We start from the raw sequence: 23416 nt of genomic DNA, 5'->3' as shown, positions 1-23416 counted from the left end.
ATGTCAGCAATTGATGGTAATTTCGGTTATCAAAAGACATTATCCTGTGGGCGAATTGAGGTAAGCAGCGAGGAAACCGATTATCCTCTTACTGATCTCTTTGATATCGCCGAACGGCGGAATCCAAAACGCGCATTTCTGTTTGTCAGTAAAGTGCTGGGTCGACATATTCCTGTCTCTCCTCTGGTCATGCGCAATGTTTATACACAGCTGGCGGAGAAGTTTCCCGGGACTCTGGACGGGCCGGTGGTATTTATCGGGATGGCTGAGACGGCTGTCGGCCTCGGGCGGGAGTGTTTGATGAGGTGCGTAAGCATCACCCTGACTGTGTTTATCTGACATCAACCCGCCATCCGGTCGATGCTGAACTGTTGTGCGAGTTTAAAGAAGAGCACAGCCATGCCACAGACCACCTGATCTACTATCCTGTTTCTGCGGCCATGCGGCAAACCGTAGCGGAGGCACAAACATTAGTGCTCGTGGATGATGAAGCCACGACGGGGAAAACGTTCCTCAATCTTCTCGCCTCATTACGTGCATCGGGTGCACTCCGGAAGGTACGACGGGTTATTGCTGTCACGCTGACTGACTGGAGCGGAGAAGCACTCAGTCAGAACAGCCCCCTGCCCCTACATACAGTATCGCTCATCTCCGGCAACTGGCGCTGGACACCCGAACCGGATGCCCCGGTTCCTGTCATGCCCCAGGTAAATGTGACCTCCAGAGGGAACGTCCCGATCACAGGCAAACAATCCTGGGGGCGACTCGGGATGCAGATACCGGCGAGTGACCTGGGTCTCCAGGTTCAGGTTTCGCACGGTGAAAACATTCTGGTACTGGGCACCGGTGAATTTGTCTGGGAGCCGTTCCTGCTGGCTGAGCGACTTGAAGCGGCAGGTGCTCAGGTCGTGTTCAGTTCGACGACCCGCTCACCGATTTCCACTGGTTATGCTATCCAGTCCGCCATTGCTTTCAGCGATAACTACGGACTGGGTATTCCAAATTATGTCTATAACGTTGCTCATCAGCAGTTTGACCGGATCCTGATTTGTTGCGAAACGCCAGCTTCCAGCGTGGACCCCCGGCTGCTTGAGGCGCTTTCCGCTGTCGCTCCCACCGTAGAGGTGATTACCTATGAATAAGCCCGTCGTCTTCAGCGACCTCGATGACACCCTGTTCCAGACCCGCCGAAAAATGGTTGATGAACTTGCCCTTGAACCGTTCCGCACCGGCGCACTGGATCGCAGCCTCACGCCTCGCAGCTTTATGACCGAAGAGCAGGCCATGCTGGTGGACTGGTTGCTGGAACATGCGGACCTCATTCCGGTGACGGCCAGAGGTACGGAAGAAATCAGTCGGGTACAGATCCCCTTCCGTTCCTGGGCAGTGACCACTCATGGCGCGGTGATCCTTCGTCCAGATGGTACGCCAGACAGCGACTGGAAAGCCCATATGCTGGAGTGCCTGTCCTCCTACGCCGACCGCTTAACATCAATGCAACATATCATCACCGAGCTCATGGATGCGCGAGGCATTAATGCCTGGGCACGCCTCAACTACGAATATGAGGGTACTCCGGTGTATCTGGTCATGAAGCATCGCGACAGCACGAAGCTTGATGAACTGAACGCTGTCGGGGATGAGATTGAGCGCGTTTTTTCGACCGAAGGGTTTTACATCCACCGTAACAGCAACAACATTGCCTGGTTACCCTGCCCGGTAGAAAAAGGGCTGGCCGTTTCATGGTTGCTGGAGAAACTGCGTCAGGAGCGTGGGGTTTTCCCGGTGATGGGGCTGGGTGACAGCCTGAGCGACCATCGGTTCATGAAACTCTGCAGCTGGTTTGGTCTTCCACGCCAGAGTCAGTTTGCCGAGGCCATATCACAGCGTATTTTTGGAGAGCAATAAGATGTCGCATTTTGCCCCGTTTTCTGGTTCCTATAAACCTGACGATGTTCACTTTTTGCTGAAACCCATTGTCATGGAGATGACACCGGTTGACCTGAAGGAAGAACTGATTCAGTCAGGAAAAATGCATTATTCCGACATGTTAAGCCAGGAACCAGAGCCTACCCGCTGGCACCTGGATCTTTTCACCCGTGCGCTTGATTCGGGAGCTGCACGTCTGGCACGGGAGGTATCTTATCTTGCTCGTGAACTGGCCCGTCGTGCTGGCGATGAACCCATTGTCCTGGTCAGCCTGGTCAGAGCTGGTGTTCCACTGGGGGTAATGCTGCACCAGGCTCTGCGTGCGATGGGTAAACAGTCTTTCCACTACGGGATCAGCATTATCCGCGACAGGGGTATTGATGCTGCGGCGCTTGATTTTATCGAATCACGCCATGGTACTGGTGGCATAGTGTTTGTCGACGGCTGGACGGGAAAAGGAGCTATTACCGGCGAATTATCCCGCACACTGAAGGACCGTCCCGGTTATCCGGAGCAGCCTCGACTGGTTGTGCTGGCTGACCCCTGCGGATGTGCCTGGCTTGCTGCCAGTGACGATGACTGGCTTATCCCGTTCGGTATCATGGGCGCGCCTGTCTCGGGTCTGATTTCGCGCTCTGTCTGGGCCGAAGAAGGCCTGCATGGCTGTGTGGTTTGCGATCACCTTCAGTCTTTTGAATGCAGCCAGATGCTGGTGGATACGGTAGCACATTTCCGTGAACAGCTTGACGGTAAACCCCTTCCCGCTTCTGGCTGGGACGCAGGGAAAAATGCCGCACGCTGGCAGCTGAGCAGAAAAGTTATCCAGAGCCTTGCTGAGCGTTATGAGGTGGACAGCATTAACCGCATTAAGCCGGGTATCGCTGAAGCGACGCGGGCGGTTCTGCGTCGTGTACCTGATCATGTTTTTGTTCGCCAGATGGATGACCCGGATGTTTCTCTTCTGGTTGGGCTGGCAAAAGAGAAAGGTATCCAGGTGACGGAAGCCGGGGATACGCTCGGTCAGTATCGTGCGGTTACCATTATCAAAAAGGTACGCTGATGAAAAAACAACCCACCCCATGGGAACTCGGTGCCACGCTATATATGCCTGCCACACGCAAGGATATCGCTGAGGTCGTTCTGGAAGGGAAAATACCGGGGCTGCGCTCTCTGGTTGTCTGCCTGGAAGATGCGGTCAGCGAGCATGACATCCCTCTTGCGATTCAGAATCTTTCACTGTTTTTGAAGCAATTGAGACACGCAAGAGCCGTCAACGATGATGAGAAGTACCCACTGGTATTTATCCGCCCACGTCACCCTGATATGGGGAGATGGTTAACGACTAATTTGGACCTGAGTGCAGTTGATGGTTTTGTACTGCCCAAATTCACCCTTTCCACGCTCCCGGTTTGGTGGGACATCATGGCAGGAACATCATTGATGATGATGCCAACGCTTGAAACCGAAGAAGTCTATGATGTTATTAAAATGCAGGCGCTGGCAAATGAACTTTCGAGTCATGACTGCCGTGACCGCATAATCGCTTTGCGGATCGGCGGAAACGATCTCATGAACGTCGTGTCTCTGCGACGGCCACGGGATCTGACCCTTTATGACACTCCTATGGGTTATGTCATAAAAATGCTTGTGTCAGTATTCGCTCCTCGTGATTTTGCGCTTACCGCACCAGTATGCGAACACATCGACGATCACGGCGTTTTGGGACGAGAACTCTCTATGGATATCGCCCATGGGCTGGTGGGGAAAACGGCCATTCATCCTGATCAGATTAGTGTGATAGAGGAGGCGCTTAAAGTGTCTCCTGGTGAGCATTCAGATGCGTTACGAATTCTGAATTCCACCCAGGCAGTCTTCAAATCTCAGGGAGCGATGTGTGAACCGGCCACCCATCGCCGGTGGGCTCAGGGGATCCTGGGACGGGGACAGGTATACGGTCTGACTACGGGGCAAAATCCGGAAGGAATCAGGCTTATTCCAGTTTCTAAGCAGCACTAAGGAAGCATATATGGGATTCAGATTTCGTAAATCGATCAGCATTATCCCGGGGGTCAGAGTTAACCTGAGTAACGGGGCCCCCAGCCTGAGTATTGGCCCCCGTGGAGCTTCGCTGTCAGTGGGAAAGAATGGAACGTTTGCCAACCTGGGTCTTCCCGGAACGGGACTGAGTTACCGCACCCGGATTGACAGAACAGCACGGGAAAGAGTGAATACCAGGCATCAGGCAGATCCCGGTCTGAGGTCTGAACTGGAGCTGGTGGTGGAAAAACTGATGTCCACCGTAACAGCGATAACCAATATCAATGAACTCTCCCCTTCCCCAAAGGGAGGGAATACCTGGGCCACGCTCGAGACACAGAACCTGGCGCTCCGTCAGGGCAGTTTCTCTCTTCCTGCGCCGGTACGACCAAACAAACCTGAATATATTCCACTTCCTCCAGAACCTGATGAGCATGCCGGTCGCGGGTTCCTTGGGGGATGGTTTGAATCTGATGCAGCCCGACAGGAGCGACAGAACGAAAATCTTCGGCGGTGGCAGACGTCCGTCGCTGATATTGAACGTGAAAATGCGTTGCTGAAGCAGCGTTATGAGAAACAGCGTATAGCCTGGGCTGAGCAGTACGCAGAATGGCAGCATCAGTACCAGGAGCATGAAAAAAATTACACGCAGTCTGTAGCCTTAGCGAAAGAGCAATTCCGCTCTGACGCCCGCTTCTTTGAACATTGTCTTGAGGAAGTTTTCTCGCAAACAGAATGGCCGCGAGAAACACTGGTGTCGTTTGAGGTACGGCCTGAAGAATCAACAGTCTGGCTTGATGTTGATTTACCTGAGATTGAGGATATGCCTGATAAAGTGTATAGCGTGAATGCCCGGGGAACTGATATCAATGAAAAAGCCATGACACAGAAAGCGGTCCGGGAAAGTTACGCTAAACACGTTCACGGATGCCTGCTGAGATTGGCAGCAATCGTTTTTCAGACGCTTCCGTTTGAACAGGTCGTCATTTCAGGCTTCACTCAGCGGGTAAGTAAACGCACTGGATATCTTGAAGACGAGTACATTATTTCCTGGCGGGTATGCCGCTCTGAAATCGAGCTAATCAACTTCGGGAATCTGCGTGGCCTTGACCCCATTGAAGCATTAGGTGATCGAGGTCTGATCAGGAAAATGAGTGCGACTTACATTTTTCAGCCTATAGAACCACTGACCCATATGGCAGGTACCGACTGAATATGCAATTAAACACCAGACAGGAAAGAGTTTACACCCTGGCTAACATACTTGGCTCAGGGAAGCCTGTATCGGCGCAATCCATCACCGCGACGCTGGCCTGTTCTGAGCCGACACTAAGCCGGGCGCTCAAAGAGCTGAGGGAAACTTACGCGGCTGAAATTAAATACAGTAAGGCTGGCCACTCTTATCAGATGGTAAATTCCGGATTACTGGATAAGAAAACACTAAAGAGAATGAGTGAGGCGCTGGACCTTAATTCTGATTTAAAAACACATGACCAGGGGGCACGGGTAGTACTGGATAAGGATATAAAAACTTCCGTTTCCCTGTCGATTAGACGCCGTGTTCTTCGCAAAATTGACAAACTGGCTGCGCTAAGCGGTACATCAAGAAGCGAGGCAGTAGAAAAATTAGTAGAGTTAAAAATTGATGAAATTATCAATGAAATGAAGAAATAGCAGAATATTAGTGGGGTGGTTGTTCTCACTCCACTAATCGGCAATCCTTACCATTTTCCCAACAGGTGTTTATTGTATAACTACAGATAAAAAGCAAATTAATAAAATAAAGATTCTTAATTCATAAATAATCCCTGTGTTTTATTTTATTGGTTTTCTTTTAACTGACCATCGTCGCCGTATTATTAAATGCAAAAACGTTAAACCATATTTTATATAGATTATGACCTGTCCAGTTTTCCGGCGACGGGTTATCAATATGGCGAATGCCTACTAATAATGGCGGGGATCGTATTGTTGAGATATTGCAAATTTGTATTGTTGCTCAACCAACTCGCGCGTTTGAAACAACGTGAAAATCTCACTTTGTGATTGCTGAACTAACTATATGCCTTTGTTTTTAGTAATATGATATGAAGTGTTTATAAAACCATGTTCAGGAAATGAGCTCCCCCATCAACCATTAAGGAAAGTTTAAGATGAGAAGACTTCCCGTCTATCTGCTTCTCGATACATCAGGTTCAATGCACGGAGAGCCTATAGAGGCAGTTAAAAATGGTGTCCAGACACTACTGACCACCCTGAAGCAGGATCCTTATGCACTGGAAACTGCATATGTCTCTGTCATTACTTTCGACTCTACTGCTCGTCAGGCCGTACCTCTTACAGATCTCCTCAGTTTCAATCTCCCCTCTTTTTCGGCAAGCGGAACTACCGCTCTGGGCGAAGCCTTATCCCTGACTGCAAACCGAATTGATGCAGAAGTTCAGAAAACGACAGCGGAGACAAAAGGCGACTGGCGTCCACTCGTTTTCCTGATGACGGATGGTGGCCCTACTGATGACTGGCGTAAAGGAGTGAATGAATTCAAAGCAGCCAAAAAAGGTGTTGTTGTAGCCTGTGCTGCCGGTCACGATGCCGACACAGCGGTACTTAAGGAGATTACAGAGATTGTTCTCCAGCTGGACACTGCCGACAGCTCTTCCATCAAAGCTTTTTTCAAATGGGTGTCTGCCAGTGTTTCCGTAGGTAGCCAGAAAGTCGATGCCGGTAAAAAAGAAGTTATCGGTCTTGATGATTTGCCTCCACCGCCGCCAGAAGTAAACGTGGTTTTATAAACAATCAACTTAAGAGAGGATCCTATGACTGTCAGCTTACGGAAAGGGCAAGGCGTCAGCCTGCGTAAAAATGAGTTCGATCTTTCCTCAGTCACGATAGGTCTTGGCTGGGACATCAATGAAGAGAAAAAGGGGTTCCTGGGTGGAATTTTTGGCAAAAAAGAGGAAGAGTATGACCTCGATGTTATTGCCTTTCTCTGCAACGCAGCCGGTAAAGTGACTGACCTTGGCAATGTTGAAAATGGTAAGCCGACACTGGTTAACGGCGATATCGTCTTCTTCAACAGTCTTCGCCATAAATCAGGGCAGATCTGGTTGACCGGCGATAACCGGACAGGTGCCGGTGACGGAGACGATGAGCAAATTATCGTAAAACTAAACAGCATCGATCCGAAGTACGAAAAAATTGTCTTTATTGTTCAGATCTACAACGGCGAAAAATTACAGCAGCACTTTGGAAAAGTGCAAAATGCATTTATCCGGGCGGTAGACGGAAAAAATGTGGAAATGGCACGCTTTGACCTCTCCGGCGGTGTAGCCTTTAATGGTCAGCGATCGATGGTCTTTGCTGAGCTTGTCCGGGAATCCAGTGGCTGGAAACTGAATGCGATAGGCGAGCCTTCCACCTCCGATTCGTTCGTAAGCCATCTGAGGAACTATATCTAAATGCGAAGACTACCCGTATATCTGCTCATCGATACTTCCGGCTCAATGAGAGGAGAATCGATACATTCAGTGAATGTGGGTGTGCAGGCTATGCTGAGTGCCCTGAGACAGGACCCTTATGCGCTTGAAAGCGTCCATATCTCAATAATTACATACGATAATGAAGCCCGGGAGTATGTTCCCCTCACTGCCCTGGCTGACTTTCAGTTTTCTGATATAGAAGTACCAAGTGCGGGCGGCACCTTTACCGGCGCGGCGCTTGAATGTCTGATCCAGTGTGTCGACCGGGATATTCGCCGCTCTGATGGTGAACAGAAAGGCGACTGGAGACCGCTGGTGTTTCTGATGACAGATGGTACTCCGTCAGATGCCTGGGCTTATGGGGAAGCTGTTAAAGAGGTTCAGCGGCGTTCGTTTGGTTCCATTATAGCCTGTGCTGTTGGCCCTAAAGCGGGACACGAACATCTGAAACTACTGACTGACAAAGTTGTGGCTCTTGAAACACTGGATTCGACCGCATTTTCAGGCTTTTTCAAATGGGTCAGTGCCAGCGTGGCTTCAGGAAGCTCCAGTGCCGGAATCACTACTGATTCGGACACACTTCCACCGCCACCGCCCGAAATCCAGCTTGTTCTGTAACTTACGCCGGTATGGCAGGGAATAACCCTGCCTTATACCGATAAAGTCCATCTCTGCTATGGACGTCACATTTTGCTATGAGGGAGTTTCCTGTGAGACGACTTCCCGTTTTTTTTGTTCTGGACTGTTCTGAGTCCATGATTGGTGAAAACCTGAAAAGGATGAATGATGGCTTGCAGAAGATTGTGAGCGATCTGCGTAAGGACCCTCATGCTCTGGAGACTGTCTGGGTGTCAGTAATTGCCTTTGCCGGTATTGCCAGAACGATTGTCCCGTTACATGACATTGTGTCTTTTTATCCCCCTCGCCTTCCTGTTGGTGGAGGAACTAACCTCGCGACTGCCTTACGGGAACTGACAACACAAATAGATTCTCAGGTCCGAAAAACGACGCTGGAAGAAAAAGGTGACTGGAAGCCAGTTGTCTACTTACTTACTGACGGCCGACCGACAGATGACATTTCAGCTGAGGTTAAGCGCTGGAACGAATTTTACGCAAAAAAAGTGAATATGATTGCTGTGGGGATCGGACCATCAGTTGATCTCAGTGTACTCAGGCAACTGACTGAAAACGTCTTATCGTTTACCGAAAATCAGGAAGGCGATTTTTCGCGGTTTATCCAGTGGATCACAGCTTCAGTCACAGCTCACAGTCGTAGTGTTGGCGAGGATTCTCAGCCGCCCCTGAAACAAACTGACTATATCGTCAAGCTTGCCAAAGATGACACAGCCCGTGCATACGATGAAAACTGTGTGGTATTAACCGGGCGTTGCAGTAAAACCCGTCGACCCTATCTGATTAAGTATGAGCGTCCGCCAGCCAGGGTATCGGGCCTCGCTTTCGATCTAAACCTTAACAGCTTCAACATTGCTGGTTGTTATCCTGTGGATGAAGATTACTTCTCATGGACGGATATGTCCGTAGCCGGGGCGCAGATAAACACCAGTGAACTCCATGGCGTACCAGGGTGCCCACACTGCGGAAACAGTAGTGCTTTTGCGATGTGTACCTGCGGAAAACTTCTCTGTATTGATGGGCCTGATGATGTGAACTGCCCATGGTGTGGGAAAGGTTTGTCCTTTCAGAGCGAGGGTGGAAATTCAGATTTTAACGTTAGCAGAGGACGCGGCTAATGAGCGAGTTCATTACACCTGAACATAAAATTATTGCTCTCATTCTGGAGGCATCAGGGGAACCGACTGATGCTGATAAAGTATGCTGTCTTGGTAACATACCTGATGTTGCCCTTGCTGTGCGGCAGCTGAGAGAAACGGTCATTCAACACTGTGCAAGCGAAGCCATACCGGCGGAGAACACTCAAACAGTTTCAGAATGTCTTACCCAGCCTTTTTCTGACAATATCCTCCCACCTCAAAACTCTGGTGAAAGCGAAGCTGATCGACCTGAGATTGAACCCGTCCATGCCGCTACTGCACTTCAGGGAAATGATAAGCAGGAAGCGCATAGTGAAATGGTGGATGATACAGCGTCAGAAGGCGTTCAGGGACACACTGAAGAAGTTCCTGATGCAACCGGGGTCTTACAGACTGAGGCTTCCGTCACGGCGCAACCAGAAGACATGGATAAAACCAGTCCGGTTGTTTCTGACAACCTTTCAGCTGACTCCGCAGTCAGTGCTTTACGGCCCGGGGAAGTACCTCAGAGAGTGGAGAATAAAACATCCCCTGCCCCCGGAAAAGTGCCGGAGGTGTTTATCATGCTGCCAAATGCACGGGCAGGTGAACCCTACGATGTTCGACTGGAAATAGCGACCGATACAGGTGTTGAGGCAGAGATCACGGAGGTTAACTTCTCTCAGGACATAGGGCTGATATTTGATATCAATGAGCGACGCCTCCAGGGGACACCAGGGCAGAGCGGAGACTTTGAACTGACTGTGAAATGGTCATGCAGCTCACATCGTGATAATGAAAAAAAGTTACTTTTTGTCGTGAACCCTGATCCGAAAAGTCTCTGGAAAGTGATTGACCCGCCTTCTGATGCACCATTCTACAAGAAGAGTATCGACCACCAGAGTGTCTGTCGGTCAGGTATTCATATTGCCGGAGCAAGCCGTCGTGGACGCTCCCATGAACATGTAGGCTCTTTTCGTGACGACGATTATTACCTCAACTTCAGTGATGTATCCGGATGGAGTGTATTACTGGTAGCTGATGGCGCGGGGAGCGCTAAATATTCCCGGGAAGGCTCCCGTATCGTTTCTGAAACCGTTGGTAACTATCTCTTCAACCAGTTCAAGACTGAAAAAGGGCTTGAGATCAAAAACAGGGTCCTTCGCTGGAACAGTGAAGATCAGCGAGCAGTATGGGAGTTTATGAACCACCACTTCAGACAGGCAGCGGTACTGGCCGTAAACAATATCAGCAGTGCCGCAATTTTGGCTGAAGATAAAGTAAAGTCATTCTCAACAACTTTACTCGCGACCGTCACTTTTCGCGACGGTGCCGATCTGTTTGCCGCGTCTTTCTGGTTAGGTGACGGTGCGATAGCTGCATATGGACCTGCTGGCAAAGTCAGAGTGCTGGGGACACCGGATAGCGGAGAGTATGCAGGTCAGACGCGGTTTCTGGATGCCGATGCCGTCAGTGATGCCGGATTCAGTAAACGTATCAGTATCGGTAAGTGGAACGACATATCGCATCTGGTTCTGATGACTGATGGTGTTTCCGATCCCTGGTTTGAGACGGATAACGGGCTTCAGAATCCACAAAAATGGGACAGGCTGATGGCCGAGCTCTCTCCCCTACTCACAGACCCTGAACATGCCTCGGCACAACTGGTGGAGTGGCTTAACTATTTCTCTCCGGGAAATCACGATGATCGCACAATCATTGTGCTCTGGTGAAATTAATGCGATAGCAGGTGGCTATTCATGGCAAATATAATTACATGCAAAACTAAGGATGGGAAAACCATTCAGTATGTCGATGAAGTCATCGGCTCTGGCTCAATGAAAGACGTTTATTTTTCTCCGGATAAATCATATGTCGTAGCCTTCTACCATAAACCGCAGAATGAACAGGCCCGGGAACGTATCAACATGATCACCGGGAGGTACCGGCAGAATATTTTTGAGCAGACGGGTGGAGATTACTGGAAAGGTCTCTTCTGCTGGCCCACTGATGTGGTTGAGCACGCTGATAAGGTGGGTATTGTTGTACCTGCTTACCAGCAGCATTTCTTCTTCCGATATGGTTCCAAAAACAATGATTTCCTCGGGATCAAAGGACGAGAAAAGGAAGGGAAATGGTTTGCCAGCGCGAACAATCAGAATAAATTTCTGGATCCGCGTGAACGTGGCAATACGCTTAACTATCTGAAGGTCTGCATCCTTCTAACGCGTGCAGTCAGACGAATGCATGCTGCGGGCCTGTGTCATAGTGACCTGAGTTATAAAAATGTGCTGATAGATCCGGAACTAGGCCACGCATGCATTATTGATGTTGATGGGCTGGTGGTTCCGGGAAAATATCCTCCAGACGTGGTTGGTACACCTGATTTTATTGCCCCGGAAGTGGTGAAGACAAGCCATCTCCCCAAAGACGATCCCCGCCGCGTATTGCCGAGTATCGCTACTGACCGGCATGCACTTTCGGTACTCATTTACATGTATCTTCTTTTCCGGCACCCGTTACGGGGAGGGAAAATTCACGATATCGATGATGAGGTCAGGGATGAGGCGCTTTCCATGGGAGAGCGGGCACTTTTTATCGAACACCCGACTGACAGAAGCAATGCAGTTAAGGTTAATCAGGTCTCATCGTTTTCGCTCCCGTGGGCAGATCCTCAGAAAATCCCGTACACCATTATGGGGCCCTACCTGAAACCTCTCTTCGACCGGGCTTTTATTGACGGGTTGCATGATCCGTCGAAGCGCCCGACAGCCGATGAATGGGAGAGCGCCCTGGTAAAAACCGTTGATCTCATCCAGCCATGCCAGAACAATGATTGTGACCAGAAATGGTACGTTTTCAATGGCAAGACCAAACCCGTTTGTCCCTATTGCGGTACACCGTACAAAGGCAAACTCCCCATCCTGAATCTGTATTCGTCGAGAAAGGCTGGAACTTTCAGGCCAGATGATCACCGGCTTATGGTGTGGAGCGGTCAGTCATTATATGCATGGCACGTCAACCGACTGATTGCTCCTAACGAACGAACCACCGATGAGCAGAAGAAAAGGGTTGGTTATTTCGTCTTCCATAATGACCAGTGGTGGCTGGTTAACGAGGGGCTTAGCGGGCTCATATCACTTCCCGATCGGAAAACGGTCGGCATTGGTGAAAAGTTGCTGCTGGAGGACAACACCCAGTTCATCCTTTCTTCAGAGGATGGTGGACGGCTGGTAGTGGTACAACTCGTGGTGAATTAACTGATATTCATCACCAGCAAAAGGTGGAGTGAGGTAAAACGTTATCAGGCGTTTTGGTATGTAAATCAGATAAGCCCTGCTGCACGAGCCGGGCTTATTCCAGGGGTATTTGTGGGGTAATGGATGTCTTTGTTGGTATGAAATTTAGCTTTACATTAACCCTGACCTGACATTGTTGCAGCGCAGAGCTCAACTTCACCTGACAGGCCACTCTGGGCCAGAAACGGAATTTTGGTAGTTGTCTGGCGAAAGATACCTCAGCAGAATGAGACAAGCACCTTTAAACATGACCTTAATTTTAGCCATCACAGGCTACTGAACCCGGATCCGGTGAGCGCTCTGGCTCACATAAGAAAGAAGCATATAGAAGACCAGGCTATGCGTACTCATAAACTGAACAAGTCACGTAAACTATATCGCAGTGATAATACAACTACGCGGCATTATTCAATTAATCCGGGGGGGGAGTATCGCTGGGGGCGAAACCGTAAAAAAGCCGAAGACGAGCTGCTGGCAAAGCGCGAGACAATGCATGGCAGGCAAAAGAGAGGCCGTGACTATACCCCATTGTTTTACTTTCTCGTCAAACAGATTGGCCAACCCTGGGATAAGGTATTCAGCGAAGTATGTGGTCGTCTTGATACAACAGAGCCTGTTTTCTGGTTGGTCGCGCTGCATGAGCATCAGAAAAGAGATTTGGTACGTATCGGTGACAGCAGCTTTTATCCGGGCCTGTTTGTTGATGGAAATGGAATCTTACAACAGGTAAACCCTTCGATTATGGGAAAGGACGTTAAGGTAACTTGCCGTTGCTGTACCCACACCTATATGGGGGAGCCAGTCCCAGGGAAGTATGAGTAACATCACCTGCTATCCTGCCCCGGACGAGCCTTCCATCAGCGCCGAGCCGTTTTCATACTTTGACCGGGAACAATAATGTCAGTGCATTGACTGCAGAGGTCTCGAATCCAAACTTTGTGTAAAACGCCACGACTTCGTCATTTAAGGCATGAAAGAGAAGCGGGCATTTGGATACCTGGTTTATCATTTGAAAGTCCATGAAATCGTCCGGTCTCTTCAGGGCGACATTTTCACTTTGGATAAAGAAAAGCGGCAGGCGTTAAGCCCACCGTAACTCACCGGAAAAAGTCATCCACCGAATCGCTCCATTCATGGCCAGACACAGACCAAACCTTGTTAATCGGGGGTGGGTATCCGCTTCTGCAGTACCCATTTTTCCCCACGAAATCGAACGCTGCATGCGGATATCCGTTGATAAGGAGCACGCACTTCTGACTGTCTTCAGACCAGCCGATTTTAACGTCAGAAGGAATGTGGGCGTCTGATATATCCTCGACATTGTAGATATGCACTGCATCAAGAATCGGGTTTCCTTCAAGGGACTCATCGAGCGCATAGAAATACCCGGTCCGGCCGTCGTCTTCAAATACGGCCGCCAGCATCCCCTCAGGAGCCAGGCTTTTTATCACCTGCTCTTCTCCCACAATGAGCTGAGCCTGTAGCGTCACTAAAATTGTCATACCGATGACTCTCCTTTCCCTGAATGTCTGATAAGGCTACTTTCAAACTGGCAAGCAATCTACCATAACATCCCTGCGATGAATTCTCCCCTGACCTGCAGGCATTTTGTTGAAAAACGACTCCCGCTTAATCTGTGCAATCACCGTAGTTTCTGTTCTTCATTCAGTACTGAAGGACGTCCAACCCGCTTTCCGGCATCCCTCTTCCCTATACATGTCACTGTTTTCATAAAAGCCCGATCTACCCGGGAGGATAAGCACAGGAGCAGGAGTGGTCGATGGCAAGCCGTCCCAGGACAATGATCGGAATGACATCAGGTGCGTTGCGTCGGTATGTCCCAGGCACTGTCTTATGGCGGAAGCTACCCGAAGATAAACAATAATAACCGATGATCCGGTTCGTGTTTTCTGCGCAAACGGCATAGACACGGGAAATGCCGGTACTGTGGTTTCTGAGAGCCTTTGTCTTTAACCACTTATTAAGGGCAGGCACCTGGCAACAGAACATCAGCGATGTTATGTTCAGCCGTCAGGGATTCAGGCGCTCTCATTCCCATTGTGATTTGCGGTTCATCAGGTTATCGATTCGCGTCTTGCGCTCCGGCGTTATTGGGGCGTCAAGCTCCTCTATAAACGCCTTAAACTGGTTGTGATTGAGGAGAAACAGGCGTTGATCAAGCAGAATGTCCTGTGCTTCCCTGCAGGCGACCTCAAGCATAAAATCAGTCAGTGATTTTGAGACCAGGCTTGCGGCCATGTCGATCAGGTCACGCTGTGATTTTTTGGCTCGGATACTAATCGGAGCTTCACGAACTTCAGGTTTCATAGATACCCCATGTGTAGCAGATTTATATACAATTCAAATCTGGCACGCTTCGTCGGTTAGAAACACGAGCTGCATTGTACACTCATGCATCATTCAGGACTTATAAAGTTGTATCCAGCTGATAATGTCATCGAGCTGTTGGTTATCCAGTTGGCCGCAGTTTTCAAAAACAGCTTCAGCGACGTAGCCCAGCATTTTCTCGGTTGAAGAGCCTACACCAGCAACTCCACCCATACCCTGTCTGCCCTCATTTGTCAGTACTCTTCTGCCGCTGCCGGTAAGAAACTGCTTCGCTTCGATGTTCACTTATTATCTCCCTAACAAAGTTGGCGTTAATTCTGTTAAAGCGTTAGCCCGTAAGGACCGTTCGCCACTTTCGGTGATAAGCGTAAGAACAAGCCGCGTATCCACGGTATCAGCTCAGAGCTGTAACGAACAGCAGCCCCAGGGGAAATAGTCCGGTCAGAACCGGTACCTTACACCGGATTGATGTCTACTGTATGCCATAAATGAGGGAAAACTGGCGATGGACATTTTCCTGATTCTGATCGCCGGCAAGTGCTGCAGGCAGCAAAAGAGCCTGCGTAAGACAACATACCCTTAAGGATTCTGACCTTCACCGTGCCAGGCCCACCGCCCCCGCGCGGACGAAAAAAAGAGAAAAAATAAAAAAAAAGAAAAAAAGAATATGCCGAAAATGTGCACAGTCGCGACCCACGCAGAGCGTGGCGCTCCGGGGCAAAAGCTTTGCAGGGCTATAAGGCATGTTGTCTTACGTTTTGAGTGTGATGGTCCGATCCCACCAGCTTTCATGAATTGTCCCGCCGGGTGGACTGCTATAAAGTGCATACCAGCACTGCAGCCCCTGCCGGTGATGATGAATAATTCCGTCCGGCGAGTATTGAGCAAGACCTTCACTACGTATTGGGGTCTGATGCTCAATGGAACGAAAACTCACGTTATCGGAATGTGCGCCGGGTAGCGCCAGTTCAGGCCAGGCCGGTTTCACGCTGTTCAGCGCAAAGTTAAAGCGACACTCGTTCGCGGCCGTGATGTGAAAGACCTTTTCCGCCACGCCGGGGCGCAGGGTGAGCTTCACGTCCCAGGTAACCGTCGTAGCGTAGCGGCTTGCTGAAGGCGAGCTGATCTGCTGTCAATTGCTGTTTATACTGCCCGCCGACCCGTCACGCCAGATCGCCTGGTGCAGCGCAACGCCGAAATTGGTCGAAAACATCCGCCATCAGATGGGGCTGGGCAGCCGTCGTTCAGCGTGACGCTCCCGATCCGTTTCGATCTCCGAGAGGTGCGTAGGTGAGGCTCAAGGCGCTTGCCGCTCCTAAGCCAGTATGCGGCGCATCACCTTCCCGGAGAAGGTTTTAGGCAGGGCCGAGGTGATGTGGATGCGCCGCGGTACGGCGAAGCGACCGCATCTCGCCACCAGCCGGGCGCAAATGTTTTTTTTGAGCGCGGCCTGCTGCGCAGGGTCGGCGATATCGGTGACCACAAACAGCGCCACCATTTCCCCCAGCAGGTAGTGTGCCGTCCCGGCGGCAACCACCTCGACAACCCCCTCAAGCCCCATCAGGGTATTTTCTATCTCTGCGGTGGCGATGCGCTTACCGCCGATATTCATCACGTCATCCATCCGCCCCTGGATAATAATCCGCTCACCAACCCTTATCGCGCAATCGTGGGTGGCATAGCGCCACTGTCGCTGCCGATACGACCAGTAGTACTGGTCGTGCTGGATATCATTCTGCCACAACGTCGACATCCCGCCGGGGCCAAGCGTATTGTTAATCACAAGCATGCCCGTCTCGCCCGGCGCGCAGGTTTTCCCGCTGGCGGGATGAACCACCTCAGCCGCGCGCGTGAATACCGGCGAGAGCGCTCTACCGGAGCCGGCCAGCAGCGGCCAGCCGGATTCGGTCTGCCAGTAATGGTTCTCGCAGGGCACCCCCAGCTGTGCGGCCACCCACTCATCGGTGGCGTTATCCAGCGGCTCGCCGGCGAGATAGAGCGTGCGCAGCGAGGTCAGATCGGCGCGCGGCTTACCCTGCCGCCGGGCCATGCGAATCGCCCCGGCAATGGTCAGCATCCGGGTGATGCCGAGGGTTTCCACCATCTGCCACCAGTATTCTCCCGGCGAGTTAACCTCGCAGAGCACCGTCGTCAGCCCCGCCAGCAGCGGCCCATAGATCCCGTAGCTGTGCCCGGTCACCCAGCCGGCGTCGGCGGTTGTAAAGAAAATCTCGTCGTCCCGCAGCCGAAAGAGATGCACAAGGCTGGCCAGCAGCGCCACGGCGTAACCGCCCGTGTCGCGGACGATCCCTTTCGGCGTTCCTGTAGTCCCCGACGTAAACAGCAGATGCGAAGGCGCGGAGGCCGCAAGCCAGGTACAGGGCACGACGTTGCCACGATGTCGTGCCAACAGCTCTTCAAATGCCCGGCTGTACGTATCTACTACCCGCAGTCCGGCCACCAGCGGCGTCATCGGCAGGGCGATGAGTACCCGGTCCCCCGGCTTCACGCCCCAGCTTTGCATCATGCTGCAGAGGGTATTCACCTGCTGCCAAAGCTCGCGATAGCTAAGCCGGTGCGTTTGCCCGAGATAGTCGCGATGAATAATGGCGCACTTCTCCCCTTTCTCTGCTAAATGGCGGTCCAGGGCGTTGAAGCTGAGATTGGTGCGCCCGCCCGTAAACCAGCGGCAGCGCGGGCTGCCGTCAAGGCTTTCCACCACCTCGGTAAAATCCGTTTCCCAGTAAAGCCGCGCGGACTCTTCCCGCCAGAAGTCGCGCAGAAAGGGATCGTGCTCACTCTGCACTGTTCGCATCGACGGCCTCCTGCGCGGCGATATGCCCGGCGCGGCGCGCGATGATCTCCGCCTGCCACAGAGCGTCATCGCCTACGCCTTCGAAACGCCCCGACCCCCAGGTCCAGAGCCAGGGCAACCCAAGGAAATAGAGGCCCGCCTCAACCGAGACACCGCGCTGATGTCGCGGATAGCCTTTCTCATCGAACGCCGGGACCTCGATCCAGCTGAAGTCGGTGTGGAAGCCGACCGCCCAGATAATGGCCGAGATCGCCGCCAGATCGATCGGCTCAGCAGGCCCATCGGGTTGCCACGGCGCCTGGTAGCGGGCTTCGACCGGGGCATCAATGCCCTGCTGGGCAATCCACGCATCGATGCTGTCTTTAATTTTTTGCGCGGTGGCATCAGCGCCATCAAGGTTGGCCCGCAGGTCGTCAGCGGTGTGCAGTTTGCCATCGGCATACGCCAGCAAACGCCCGTGCAGACGCATTCCCTGGAGCGCAAACGCGCGTAAATCAATATCGCGCCCGCCGTCGCGCCCGGTCACATAGTGATTGGTTTTGCGCCGGGCCTCCTCGCCCTGCGGATGATCCTCCACCGTCAGGCGGTAGTGGCCCATATCTTCAAGCCAGTCCACCACGTCGCGGCCACGATAAAAACGCGCCACCCGCGGCGCGCTGCCGACGCATAAATGCACCTGGCGTCCCGCGAGGTGTAAATCTTCGGCGATTTGCGCGCCGGACTGCGCCGAGCCCACCACCAGCACCTCCCCTTCCGGCATCTGCTGCGCGGATTTGTAGTGGGCGGAATGGATCTGCACGATGCGCTCGGGAAGCCGGGCGGCAAGCTCTGGAAAGCGCGGACGATGGTAGTTCCCCACGGCGACCACCACCTGGTCGGCCTGCAGCTCGCCGAGGGAAGTAAACAGCGTAAACCGGCTGTCGCGCTTCACTACCCGCTGGACGTTGACCCCTTCGCGCAGTGGGGCGTTGAAGCTCCGGGCGTAGCGTTCGAGATAGGCCACTATGTCGTCCCGCAGCATAAAGCCGTGGGGATCGTCGCCGTCATAAGGAAAGCCGGGAAGCTTGCATTGCCAGTTTGGCGTCACCAGGCAGAAGTTATCCCAGCGCTGCTCCCGCCAGGCCCAGGCCAGACGATGGCGTTCCAGCACAATATGACGGATGTTTTTTTGCGTCAGGCTCCAGCTCATGGCAAGACCGGCTTGACCGCCGCCAATAATGACGACAGGATAGGAGTTTGTATTCATCGTTTTCTCGGTTAACGTCAGGCTGTAATGGGGGTGATTTTTTCTACCGTAACTCTCTGCTCCGGGCTGAACTGCGCCGCCTTTTGCACAATCGCCGCCGATTGATCCTGCGCGCTGGAGCAGTAATAGCCAAACTTCGCTTTGACCCTTTCGCTCGCCTCATCCAGCGCGCGCGTGGTCACCTGCACAAACTCGTTCAGCGCGTAGGGATGGTTAACCAACAGGTATTTCTCAATCGCCGTTGATGGCGAATAACAGGTTTCTTTGCTGCCGTCAGGCCAGCACACCACAAAATGCATTGCAGGCATTGTCTGTTCCTCTATTGGTGAGTTATGCCGGTAAACGGCTGCTGCGTCAGATCCCAGTAACACGCGCGCTGCTCCCGGTAGCGCAGGATCAGCTTTTGTTCGCGGGTAAAATGCCCCGCCACGGCGCAGGCGATACCGCAGGCGGCGAAGCGCTGCGCCACCTCGTGGCAGCGCGCCTCGTCCACCGCCAGCAGAAAGCCGAAGCTGGGAAAGGCGCACAGCCACTGCTCAAGGTCGATTTCCGCCGGGATCGGGATCTGCTCAAGCGTCACCTCGGCGCCGAGGCCGCAGCTCTCCAGCATCATCGTCAGCGTCCCGGCCAGCCCCGCCTGGCTGATATCCTTCGCGGCGCAGAGGCTCCCCTCGGCGGCCAGCTCCGGCAGCAGCGCGAGGGCCCGGCGCAGTTCGGCGGGATCCGCGCGGGTCGCCGCGTCCCAGTTATTTCCCGGCGGGTGCCACCTCCCCTGCAGGTTGATGGCGACCATCAGCGTCTGCCCGGCCTGCGCCGCGCTGCTGCTGAGCGGACTGGCCGTTTCGCCGAGCACCGCTACGGCCAGCTGCGACCGATCGCTGCGCAGGTTGGTATGTCCGCCGACGATCGGCACCTGATAGGCGCGCGAGGCCGCGGCCATCCCCTGTAAGATCTGCGCCGCGTGCGGCTGCGCCTCGTCCCACAGCGCGTTGACCACCGCCAGCGGACGCCCGCCCATCGCGGCGATATCGCTCAGGTTGACCATCACCCCGCACCAGCCGGCAAACCACGGGTCTTCTGCCACAAAGCGGTTGATAAATCCCTCTATCGCCAGCAGCTTGTAGCCGCTGCCGTCCGGGATCAGCGCGCAGTCATCGCCGTTGGGAGACGGATTGGGCCAGGCGTCGCGCAGCTCGCGCGCCACCTGCTGGATGTCGCGCTTATGCGCGATGCCGCTAAAGGCGTGTAACCGCGCGATCAGCGCCGGCAGGCTCGGATTCATACGCGCCCCCCCGTCAGAAAAGCCGCGGCGTCAGCGGTTCGCGGAGGGCGCGAGGTCGGGATCACCATCCCGCTCCGGGGATCGTCGCAGGGCGGGTAAAACGCTAAATCGGCCTGCATCCGGGCATGCCTGACGCCGCGCAGCTCAAGCCACTCCAGGGTTTGCCAGCGCATGCGGCGAAATAGCGGTTCGTTCTGATGCTGGACCTGGGCATAAAACGCCTCGCAGCCCAGGGCGTGCGCGCTGCATACCGCGAGGCGGATCAGCGTCGGCCCCAGCTGCCCCTGGCGGCGATAGGCGGCGTCCACCGCCAGCCGCGACCCCAGCCAGACTCCCGGCGACTGCTGATGGATGCGCACCGTGCCGACCACCCGGTCGTGCCAGCCGGCCACGCAGCCCAGCGCCACCAGCAGGTGGGCGTGGTCATCGATCTCATCGCGATCGTCATCGGCGAACAGCCCCTGCTCGCGGCAAAAAACCTGCCGACGCAGCGCATAGGCCTGCTCGCGCTCCCACGGCAGCGTGACCCATTTAATGGTATATCCGGCATAGTCATTCATCGCTCGCTCCTTAGGCCGTGGCCTGTTCAAAGCTGGAGAGCGACGAGCAGGCGCCGCAGCGGCCGCAGCCGGCTTTGATATCGCTGGAGCGCAAATGCGCCTGGTTCAGCATCTGGCCCAGAGGTTGTAAAATCGAGGACATAAACCGGCTGTCCGGCGCCGGATGGTGCTCCAGCGGCGTACCGCTGATCGGCACAAAGGGCACGACGAACGGATAGACGCCCAGACCAATCAGCGTTTGCGATAGCGACAGAATGGCCTCCGGCGTGTCCCCCAGGCCAGCAAGAATATAGGTGCTGACCTGCCCGCGCCCGAAGACCGCTACCGCGTCGGCGAAGGCCTCAAGGTACTGCTCGACGCTGACCTGCGCTTTGCCCGGCATGATGCGCGCGCGGACCTCCGGCGTCACCGCCTCCAGGTGCATCCCCAGCGCATCGATACCGGCCTCTTTCATCCGCGTAAACCATTTCGCGTCCCCCGGCGGCTCGCACTGCCCCTGCAGCGGCAGGTTCACCGCGGCTTTAATGGCGAGGGCGCTTTCCACCAGAATGCGCGCGCCGCGGTCGCTGCCCGACGGCGTGCCGGTGGTCATCACCATGTGTTTTACCCCGTCCAGCTCCACCGCCGCCCTCGCCACTTCGGCCAGCTGCTCCGGCGTTTTCCGGGCAATGGTGCGCCCGGCGGCCAGCGACTGGCCGATGGCGCAGAACTGGCAGGCCTTCGCCCGGTTCTCATAGCGAATACAGGTCTGTAGGATGGTGGTCGCCAGCACGTCCGTGCCGTGCAGGGTGGCAATGTGCGAATAGGGGATCCCGTCCGCCGTTTGCCGATCGTAAAACCTGGGTTTGCTGGCGAAGCTAATCTCCCGCACCGGGATGGCGTTGTTAAACAGCCGGGCGGCGCCGGACGCCTCGTGCTTCACCTGCCACGGCGAGCGATGGGCGGCGTGGGTGTATATCGGCACCATCACCGTCACGCCGTCAATGTTCATCGCCTGATGATCCGATGGCCCGGCGCCGCCGTGGCGGCTGACGTGCTCCTGCTGCGGGTTAATGACGTTAACCCCCTGAGTCAGCAGCTCAGTAATCAGCTGCTGGCGCGTGGACGGTATGTTCTGCATCGCGACCTCCTCCGGTTTCAGGTTCTGTTTCACGCGTCACGACATAGCGGGCCGGCGTGTTATCCAGCCGCAGGCTCAGCAATTCCGGGCGGGCGTAGTGGCCGACCGAATCCATCATCCGTTTGCGTTTGGTAATCAGCGCCATATCCAAATCGGCAATCAGTATTCCTTCGCCCTGGGTCAGCGGCGGCGCCAGATGACGGCCCTCCGGCGAGATGATGGCGGTGTGACAACCGCCCCGCAGCCCCTTCTGCAGGGCGGGATCCGGGGTCAGTTCAGCGATCTGCTCTTCGCTCAGCCAGCCGGTGGCATTGATGACAAAGCAGCCGGACTCCAGCGCATGGTGGCGAATCGTGACCTCCATCTGCTCGGCGAAAATGGGGCCGACCAGCGAGCCGGGAAACTGGCTGCAGTGGATCTCTTCGTGCTGCGTCATCAGGCTATAGCGAGCCAGCGGGTTGTAGTGTTCCCAGCACGCCAGGGCGCCCACCCGCCCGACGGCGGTATCCACCACCTTCAGCCCGGCGCCGTCGCCCTGCCCCCAGATCATGCGTTCATGGTAGGTCGGCGTGATTTTGCGCCGCTTGAGCACCAGTTCGCCGCTGGCATCGAAAACCAGCTGGGTATTGTAGAGCGTGCCGCGATCGCGTTCGTTCACCCCCAGGACGACCACGATGCCGCGCAGACGCGCGCGCTCGCCGACGGCGCAGGTGATCGGCCCCGGCACCACGACGGCCTGTTCATACAGCTTGAGATGGGCGGCTCCCGCGCTGATCGCCGGGGTAATAAACGAGAAGTAGGGGTAGTAGGGGACAAACGTCTCCGGAAAAACGATGATCTCCGCCCCCTGCTCCGCAGCCTCGTCGATTGCCTCCAGAACCCGGGCCAGCGTCCTGCTGGCCTCATGAAGGTCCGGTGCAATCTGGGCTGCCGCCGCACGAATAATGCGTGATTCAGCCATCATGCGCCTCCGTTTACATCGTCCAGGTGTCGATGATGACCGCGTTATCCCGCACGTGGAGCAGTTTGAGATCGAGTACATCCAGCGGGTTGATGGGGCGAATGCCTTCCAGCAGGGAGGGTTCGCCGTGGCCGTACAGCGCCTGCAGGGCAAAGCGGCAGGCGTAGACTTTCCCGCCTTCGGACATAAACTTCGTCAGCTGATTGGCGTAGTTCTGATGGCCTGGGAAAGCTTCGGCGCCGAGGGTGGGGAACCCGCGCTGCACGCCGAGCATCACCCCCGGGCCGTACAGCAGGATGGAGGTGGCGAAACCTTTGCGCTGCAGACGGGTGGCCTGCAGCATATTGACGAAGCCGATCGAACCTTCGAAAGCGACGGTGTGGAACGTCACCAGCGCCTTCTGCCCCGGCTCGGCTTTTACGTCCTCAAAGACTTTCTCTTCATAATCGACCAGGAAATCACCGGTCTGGTGGGCTGGTAATGTGACTTTTGGCATAGCGCTCTTCTCCCGATAGTTATAGGGGGAGTCTCTCTCCCCGTTATGGCACATCCGCAGGTGATGCCATGGGAGTAGAGCAAGCGCCGTGC

General features: G+C 54.2%; 23 protein-coding genes and 3 pseudogenes. 14 read left to right on the top strand and 12 right to left on the bottom strand.

What is annotated here, in order from left to right; all coding sequences use genetic code 11:
- From LPQ25_RS26180 to LPQ25_RS26120, 13 genes and pseudogenes are all read left to right on the top strand, one after another.
- Nucleotides 1-1142 (top strand): annotated as a pseudogene (locus tag LPQ25_RS26180) (phosphoribosyltransferase domain-containing protein).
- Nucleotides 1135-1908: an HAD family hydrolase gene (locus LPQ25_RS26175; RefSeq protein WP_004181732.1), complete on the top strand. Its 774-nt coding sequence runs from the start codon at nt 1135-1137 to the stop codon at nt 1906-1908. Before LPQ25_RS26180 ends, LPQ25_RS26175 begins: the two are co-directional and overlap by 8 nt.
- A 1-nt stretch (nt 1909) precedes the next feature.
- Entirely contained in the window at nt 1910-2989 is a 1080-nt protein-coding gene (locus LPQ25_RS26170; RefSeq protein WP_004026596.1) for a cysteine protease StiP family protein, read from the top strand.
- Entirely contained in the window at nt 2989-3945 is a 957-nt protein-coding gene (locus LPQ25_RS26165) for an HpcH/HpaI aldolase/citrate lyase family protein (protein WP_011251315.1), read from the top strand. Before LPQ25_RS26170 ends, LPQ25_RS26165 begins: the two co-directional genes overlap by 1 nt.
- A gap of 10 nt (nt 3946-3955) precedes the next feature.
- Nucleotides 3956-5179 (top strand): DUF4236 domain-containing protein, encoded by a 1224-nt coding sequence (locus LPQ25_RS26160; protein ID WP_011251314.1) that lies wholly within the window; start codon nt 3956-3958, stop codon nt 5177-5179.
- A 2-nt stretch (nt 5180-5181) separates the two neighbouring features.
- Nucleotides 5182-5640, top strand: a complete 459-nt coding sequence (locus tag LPQ25_RS26155) for a ribbon-helix-helix protein, CopG family (protein ID WP_004196888.1) — start codon at nt 5182-5184, stop codon at nt 5638-5640.
- A gap of 479 nt (nt 5641-6119) precedes the next feature.
- Complete coding sequence (locus LPQ25_RS26150) at nt 6120-6758, top strand: vWA domain-containing protein (RefSeq protein ID WP_011251313.1); 639 nt, start codon at nt 6120-6122, stop codon at nt 6756-6758.
- Between the two features lie 24 nt (nt 6759-6782).
- The gene (locus LPQ25_RS26145; RefSeq protein ID WP_004026586.1) at nt 6783-7424 is read left to right on the top strand and encodes a TerD family protein; all 642 of its coding nucleotides are present in this window, start codon (nt 6783-6785) and stop codon (nt 7422-7424) included.
- A complete protein-coding gene (locus tag LPQ25_RS26140; RefSeq protein WP_004210266.1) occupies nt 7425-8063 on the top strand; it encodes a vWA domain-containing protein in 639 nt (212 codons plus the stop codon).
- Between the two features lie 92 nt (nt 8064-8155).
- Complete coding sequence (locus tag LPQ25_RS26135) at nt 8156-9196, top strand: TerY-C metal binding domain-containing protein (protein WP_004026583.1); 1041 nt, start codon at nt 8156-8158, stop codon at nt 9194-9196.
- The gene (locus LPQ25_RS26130) at nt 9196-10929 is read left to right on the top strand and encodes a PP2C family serine/threonine-protein phosphatase (protein ID WP_011251311.1); all 1734 of its coding nucleotides are present in this window, start codon (nt 9196-9198) and stop codon (nt 10927-10929) included. Before LPQ25_RS26135 ends, LPQ25_RS26130 begins: the two co-directional genes overlap by 1 nt.
- Before the next feature lie 27 nt (nt 10930-10956).
- The gene (locus LPQ25_RS26125) at nt 10957-12456 is read left to right on the top strand and encodes a helix-hairpin-helix domain-containing protein (RefSeq protein ID WP_004196935.1); all 1500 of its coding nucleotides are present in this window, start codon (nt 10957-10959) and stop codon (nt 12454-12456) included.
- Nucleotides 12457-12834: 378 nt separating this feature from the next.
- Nucleotides 12835-13317, top strand: a complete 483-nt coding sequence (locus tag LPQ25_RS26120) for a hypothetical protein (RefSeq protein ID WP_032720951.1) — start codon at nt 12835-12837, stop codon at nt 13315-13317.
- 275 nt (nt 13318-13592) lie between these two features.
- Here the strand turns inward: LPQ25_RS26120 and LPQ25_RS26115 are convergent, their stop codons facing one another.
- The 4 genes and pseudogenes from LPQ25_RS26115 to LPQ25_RS27320 form a co-directional block, all read right to left on the bottom strand.
- Complete coding sequence (locus LPQ25_RS26115) at nt 13593-13997, bottom strand: DUF2251 domain-containing protein (RefSeq protein ID WP_004118061.1); 405 nt, start codon at nt 13995-13997, stop codon at nt 13593-13595.
- 547 nt (nt 13998-14544) lie between these two features.
- The gene (locus LPQ25_RS26110; protein WP_004118062.1) at nt 14545-14823 is read right to left on the bottom strand and encodes a type II toxin-antitoxin system TacA family antitoxin; all 279 of its coding nucleotides are present in this window, start codon (nt 14821-14823) and stop codon (nt 14545-14547) included.
- A 93-nt stretch (nt 14824-14916) separates the two neighbouring features.
- Nucleotides 14917-15129 carry a hypothetical protein gene (locus LPQ25_RS26105; RefSeq protein WP_004181742.1) on the bottom strand — a complete coding sequence of 71 codons (213 nt, stop codon included), beginning with the start codon at nt 15127-15129 and terminating at the stop codon, nt 14917-14919.
- Nucleotides 15130-15784: 655 nt separating this feature from the next.
- Nucleotides 15785-15931: pseudogene (locus tag LPQ25_RS27320) on the bottom strand (T6SS phospholipase effector Tle1-like catalytic domain-containing protein); the annotation flags it as partial.
- Between the two features lie 34 nt (nt 15932-15965).
- On the opposite strand from LPQ25_RS27320, the pseudogene LPQ25_RS26095 reads away from it, so the two are divergent.
- Nucleotides 15966-16076 (top strand): annotated as a pseudogene (locus LPQ25_RS26095) (glutathione ABC transporter permease GsiC); the annotation flags it as partial.
- Nucleotides 16077-16159: 83 nt separating this feature from the next.
- Here LPQ25_RS26095 and LPQ25_RS26090 read toward each other — a convergent pair.
- From LPQ25_RS26090 to LPQ25_RS26055, 8 genes are read right to left on the bottom strand one after another with little or no spacing between them, the layout of a single operon-like run.
- Nucleotides 16160-17659, bottom strand: coding sequence for an AMP-binding protein (locus LPQ25_RS26090; RefSeq protein WP_011251307.1), 1500 nt, complete (start codon nt 17657-17659; stop codon nt 16160-16162).
- A complete protein-coding gene (locus tag LPQ25_RS26085; RefSeq protein WP_004210292.1) occupies nt 17640-18905 on the bottom strand; it encodes an MSMEG_0569 family flavin-dependent oxidoreductase in 1266 nt (421 codons plus the stop codon). Before LPQ25_RS26085 ends, LPQ25_RS26090 begins: the two co-directional genes overlap by 20 nt.
- A gap of 17 nt (nt 18906-18922) precedes the next feature.
- A complete protein-coding gene (locus tag LPQ25_RS26080; protein ID WP_011154627.1) occupies nt 18923-19213 on the bottom strand; it encodes an MSMEG_0570 family nitrogen starvation response protein in 291 nt (96 codons plus the stop codon).
- An 11-nt stretch (nt 19214-19224) separates the two neighbouring features.
- Nucleotides 19225-20187, bottom strand: coding sequence for a sll0787 family AIR synthase-like protein (locus LPQ25_RS26075; RefSeq protein ID WP_004210297.1), 963 nt, complete (start codon nt 20185-20187; stop codon nt 19225-19227).
- Nucleotides 20184-20747, bottom strand: a complete 564-nt coding sequence (locus LPQ25_RS26070; RefSeq protein WP_004210298.1) for an MSMEG_0567/Sll0786 family nitrogen starvation N-acetyltransferase — start codon at nt 20745-20747, stop codon at nt 20184-20186. Before LPQ25_RS26070 ends, LPQ25_RS26075 begins: the two co-directional genes overlap by 4 nt.
- Before the next feature lie 10 nt (nt 20748-20757).
- A complete protein-coding gene (locus LPQ25_RS26065) occupies nt 20758-21867 on the bottom strand; it encodes an MSMEG_0568 family radical SAM protein (RefSeq protein WP_004210300.1) in 1110 nt (369 codons plus the stop codon).
- Nucleotides 21827-22828: a Nit6803 family nitrilase gene (locus LPQ25_RS26060; protein ID WP_004902273.1), complete on the bottom strand. Its 1002-nt coding sequence runs from the start codon at nt 22826-22828 to the stop codon at nt 21827-21829. Before LPQ25_RS26060 ends, LPQ25_RS26065 begins: the two co-directional genes overlap by 41 nt.
- A gap of 13 nt (nt 22829-22841) precedes the next feature.
- Nucleotides 22842-23324, bottom strand: a complete 483-nt coding sequence (locus LPQ25_RS26055; RefSeq protein WP_004210304.1) for an MSMEG_0572/Sll0783 family nitrogen starvation response protein — start codon at nt 23322-23324, stop codon at nt 22842-22844.
- Nucleotides 23325-23416 lie beyond the last annotated feature (92 nt).

The organism is Klebsiella sp. KPN54798 (assembly GCF_021184225.1).
GTDB classification, from domain to species: Bacteria; Pseudomonadota; Gammaproteobacteria; order Enterobacterales; family Enterobacteriaceae; genus Klebsiella; species Klebsiella pneumoniae.
Note: the sequence above shows the minus strand (reverse complement) of the source record. Positions and strands in the feature narration are given on the sequence as shown.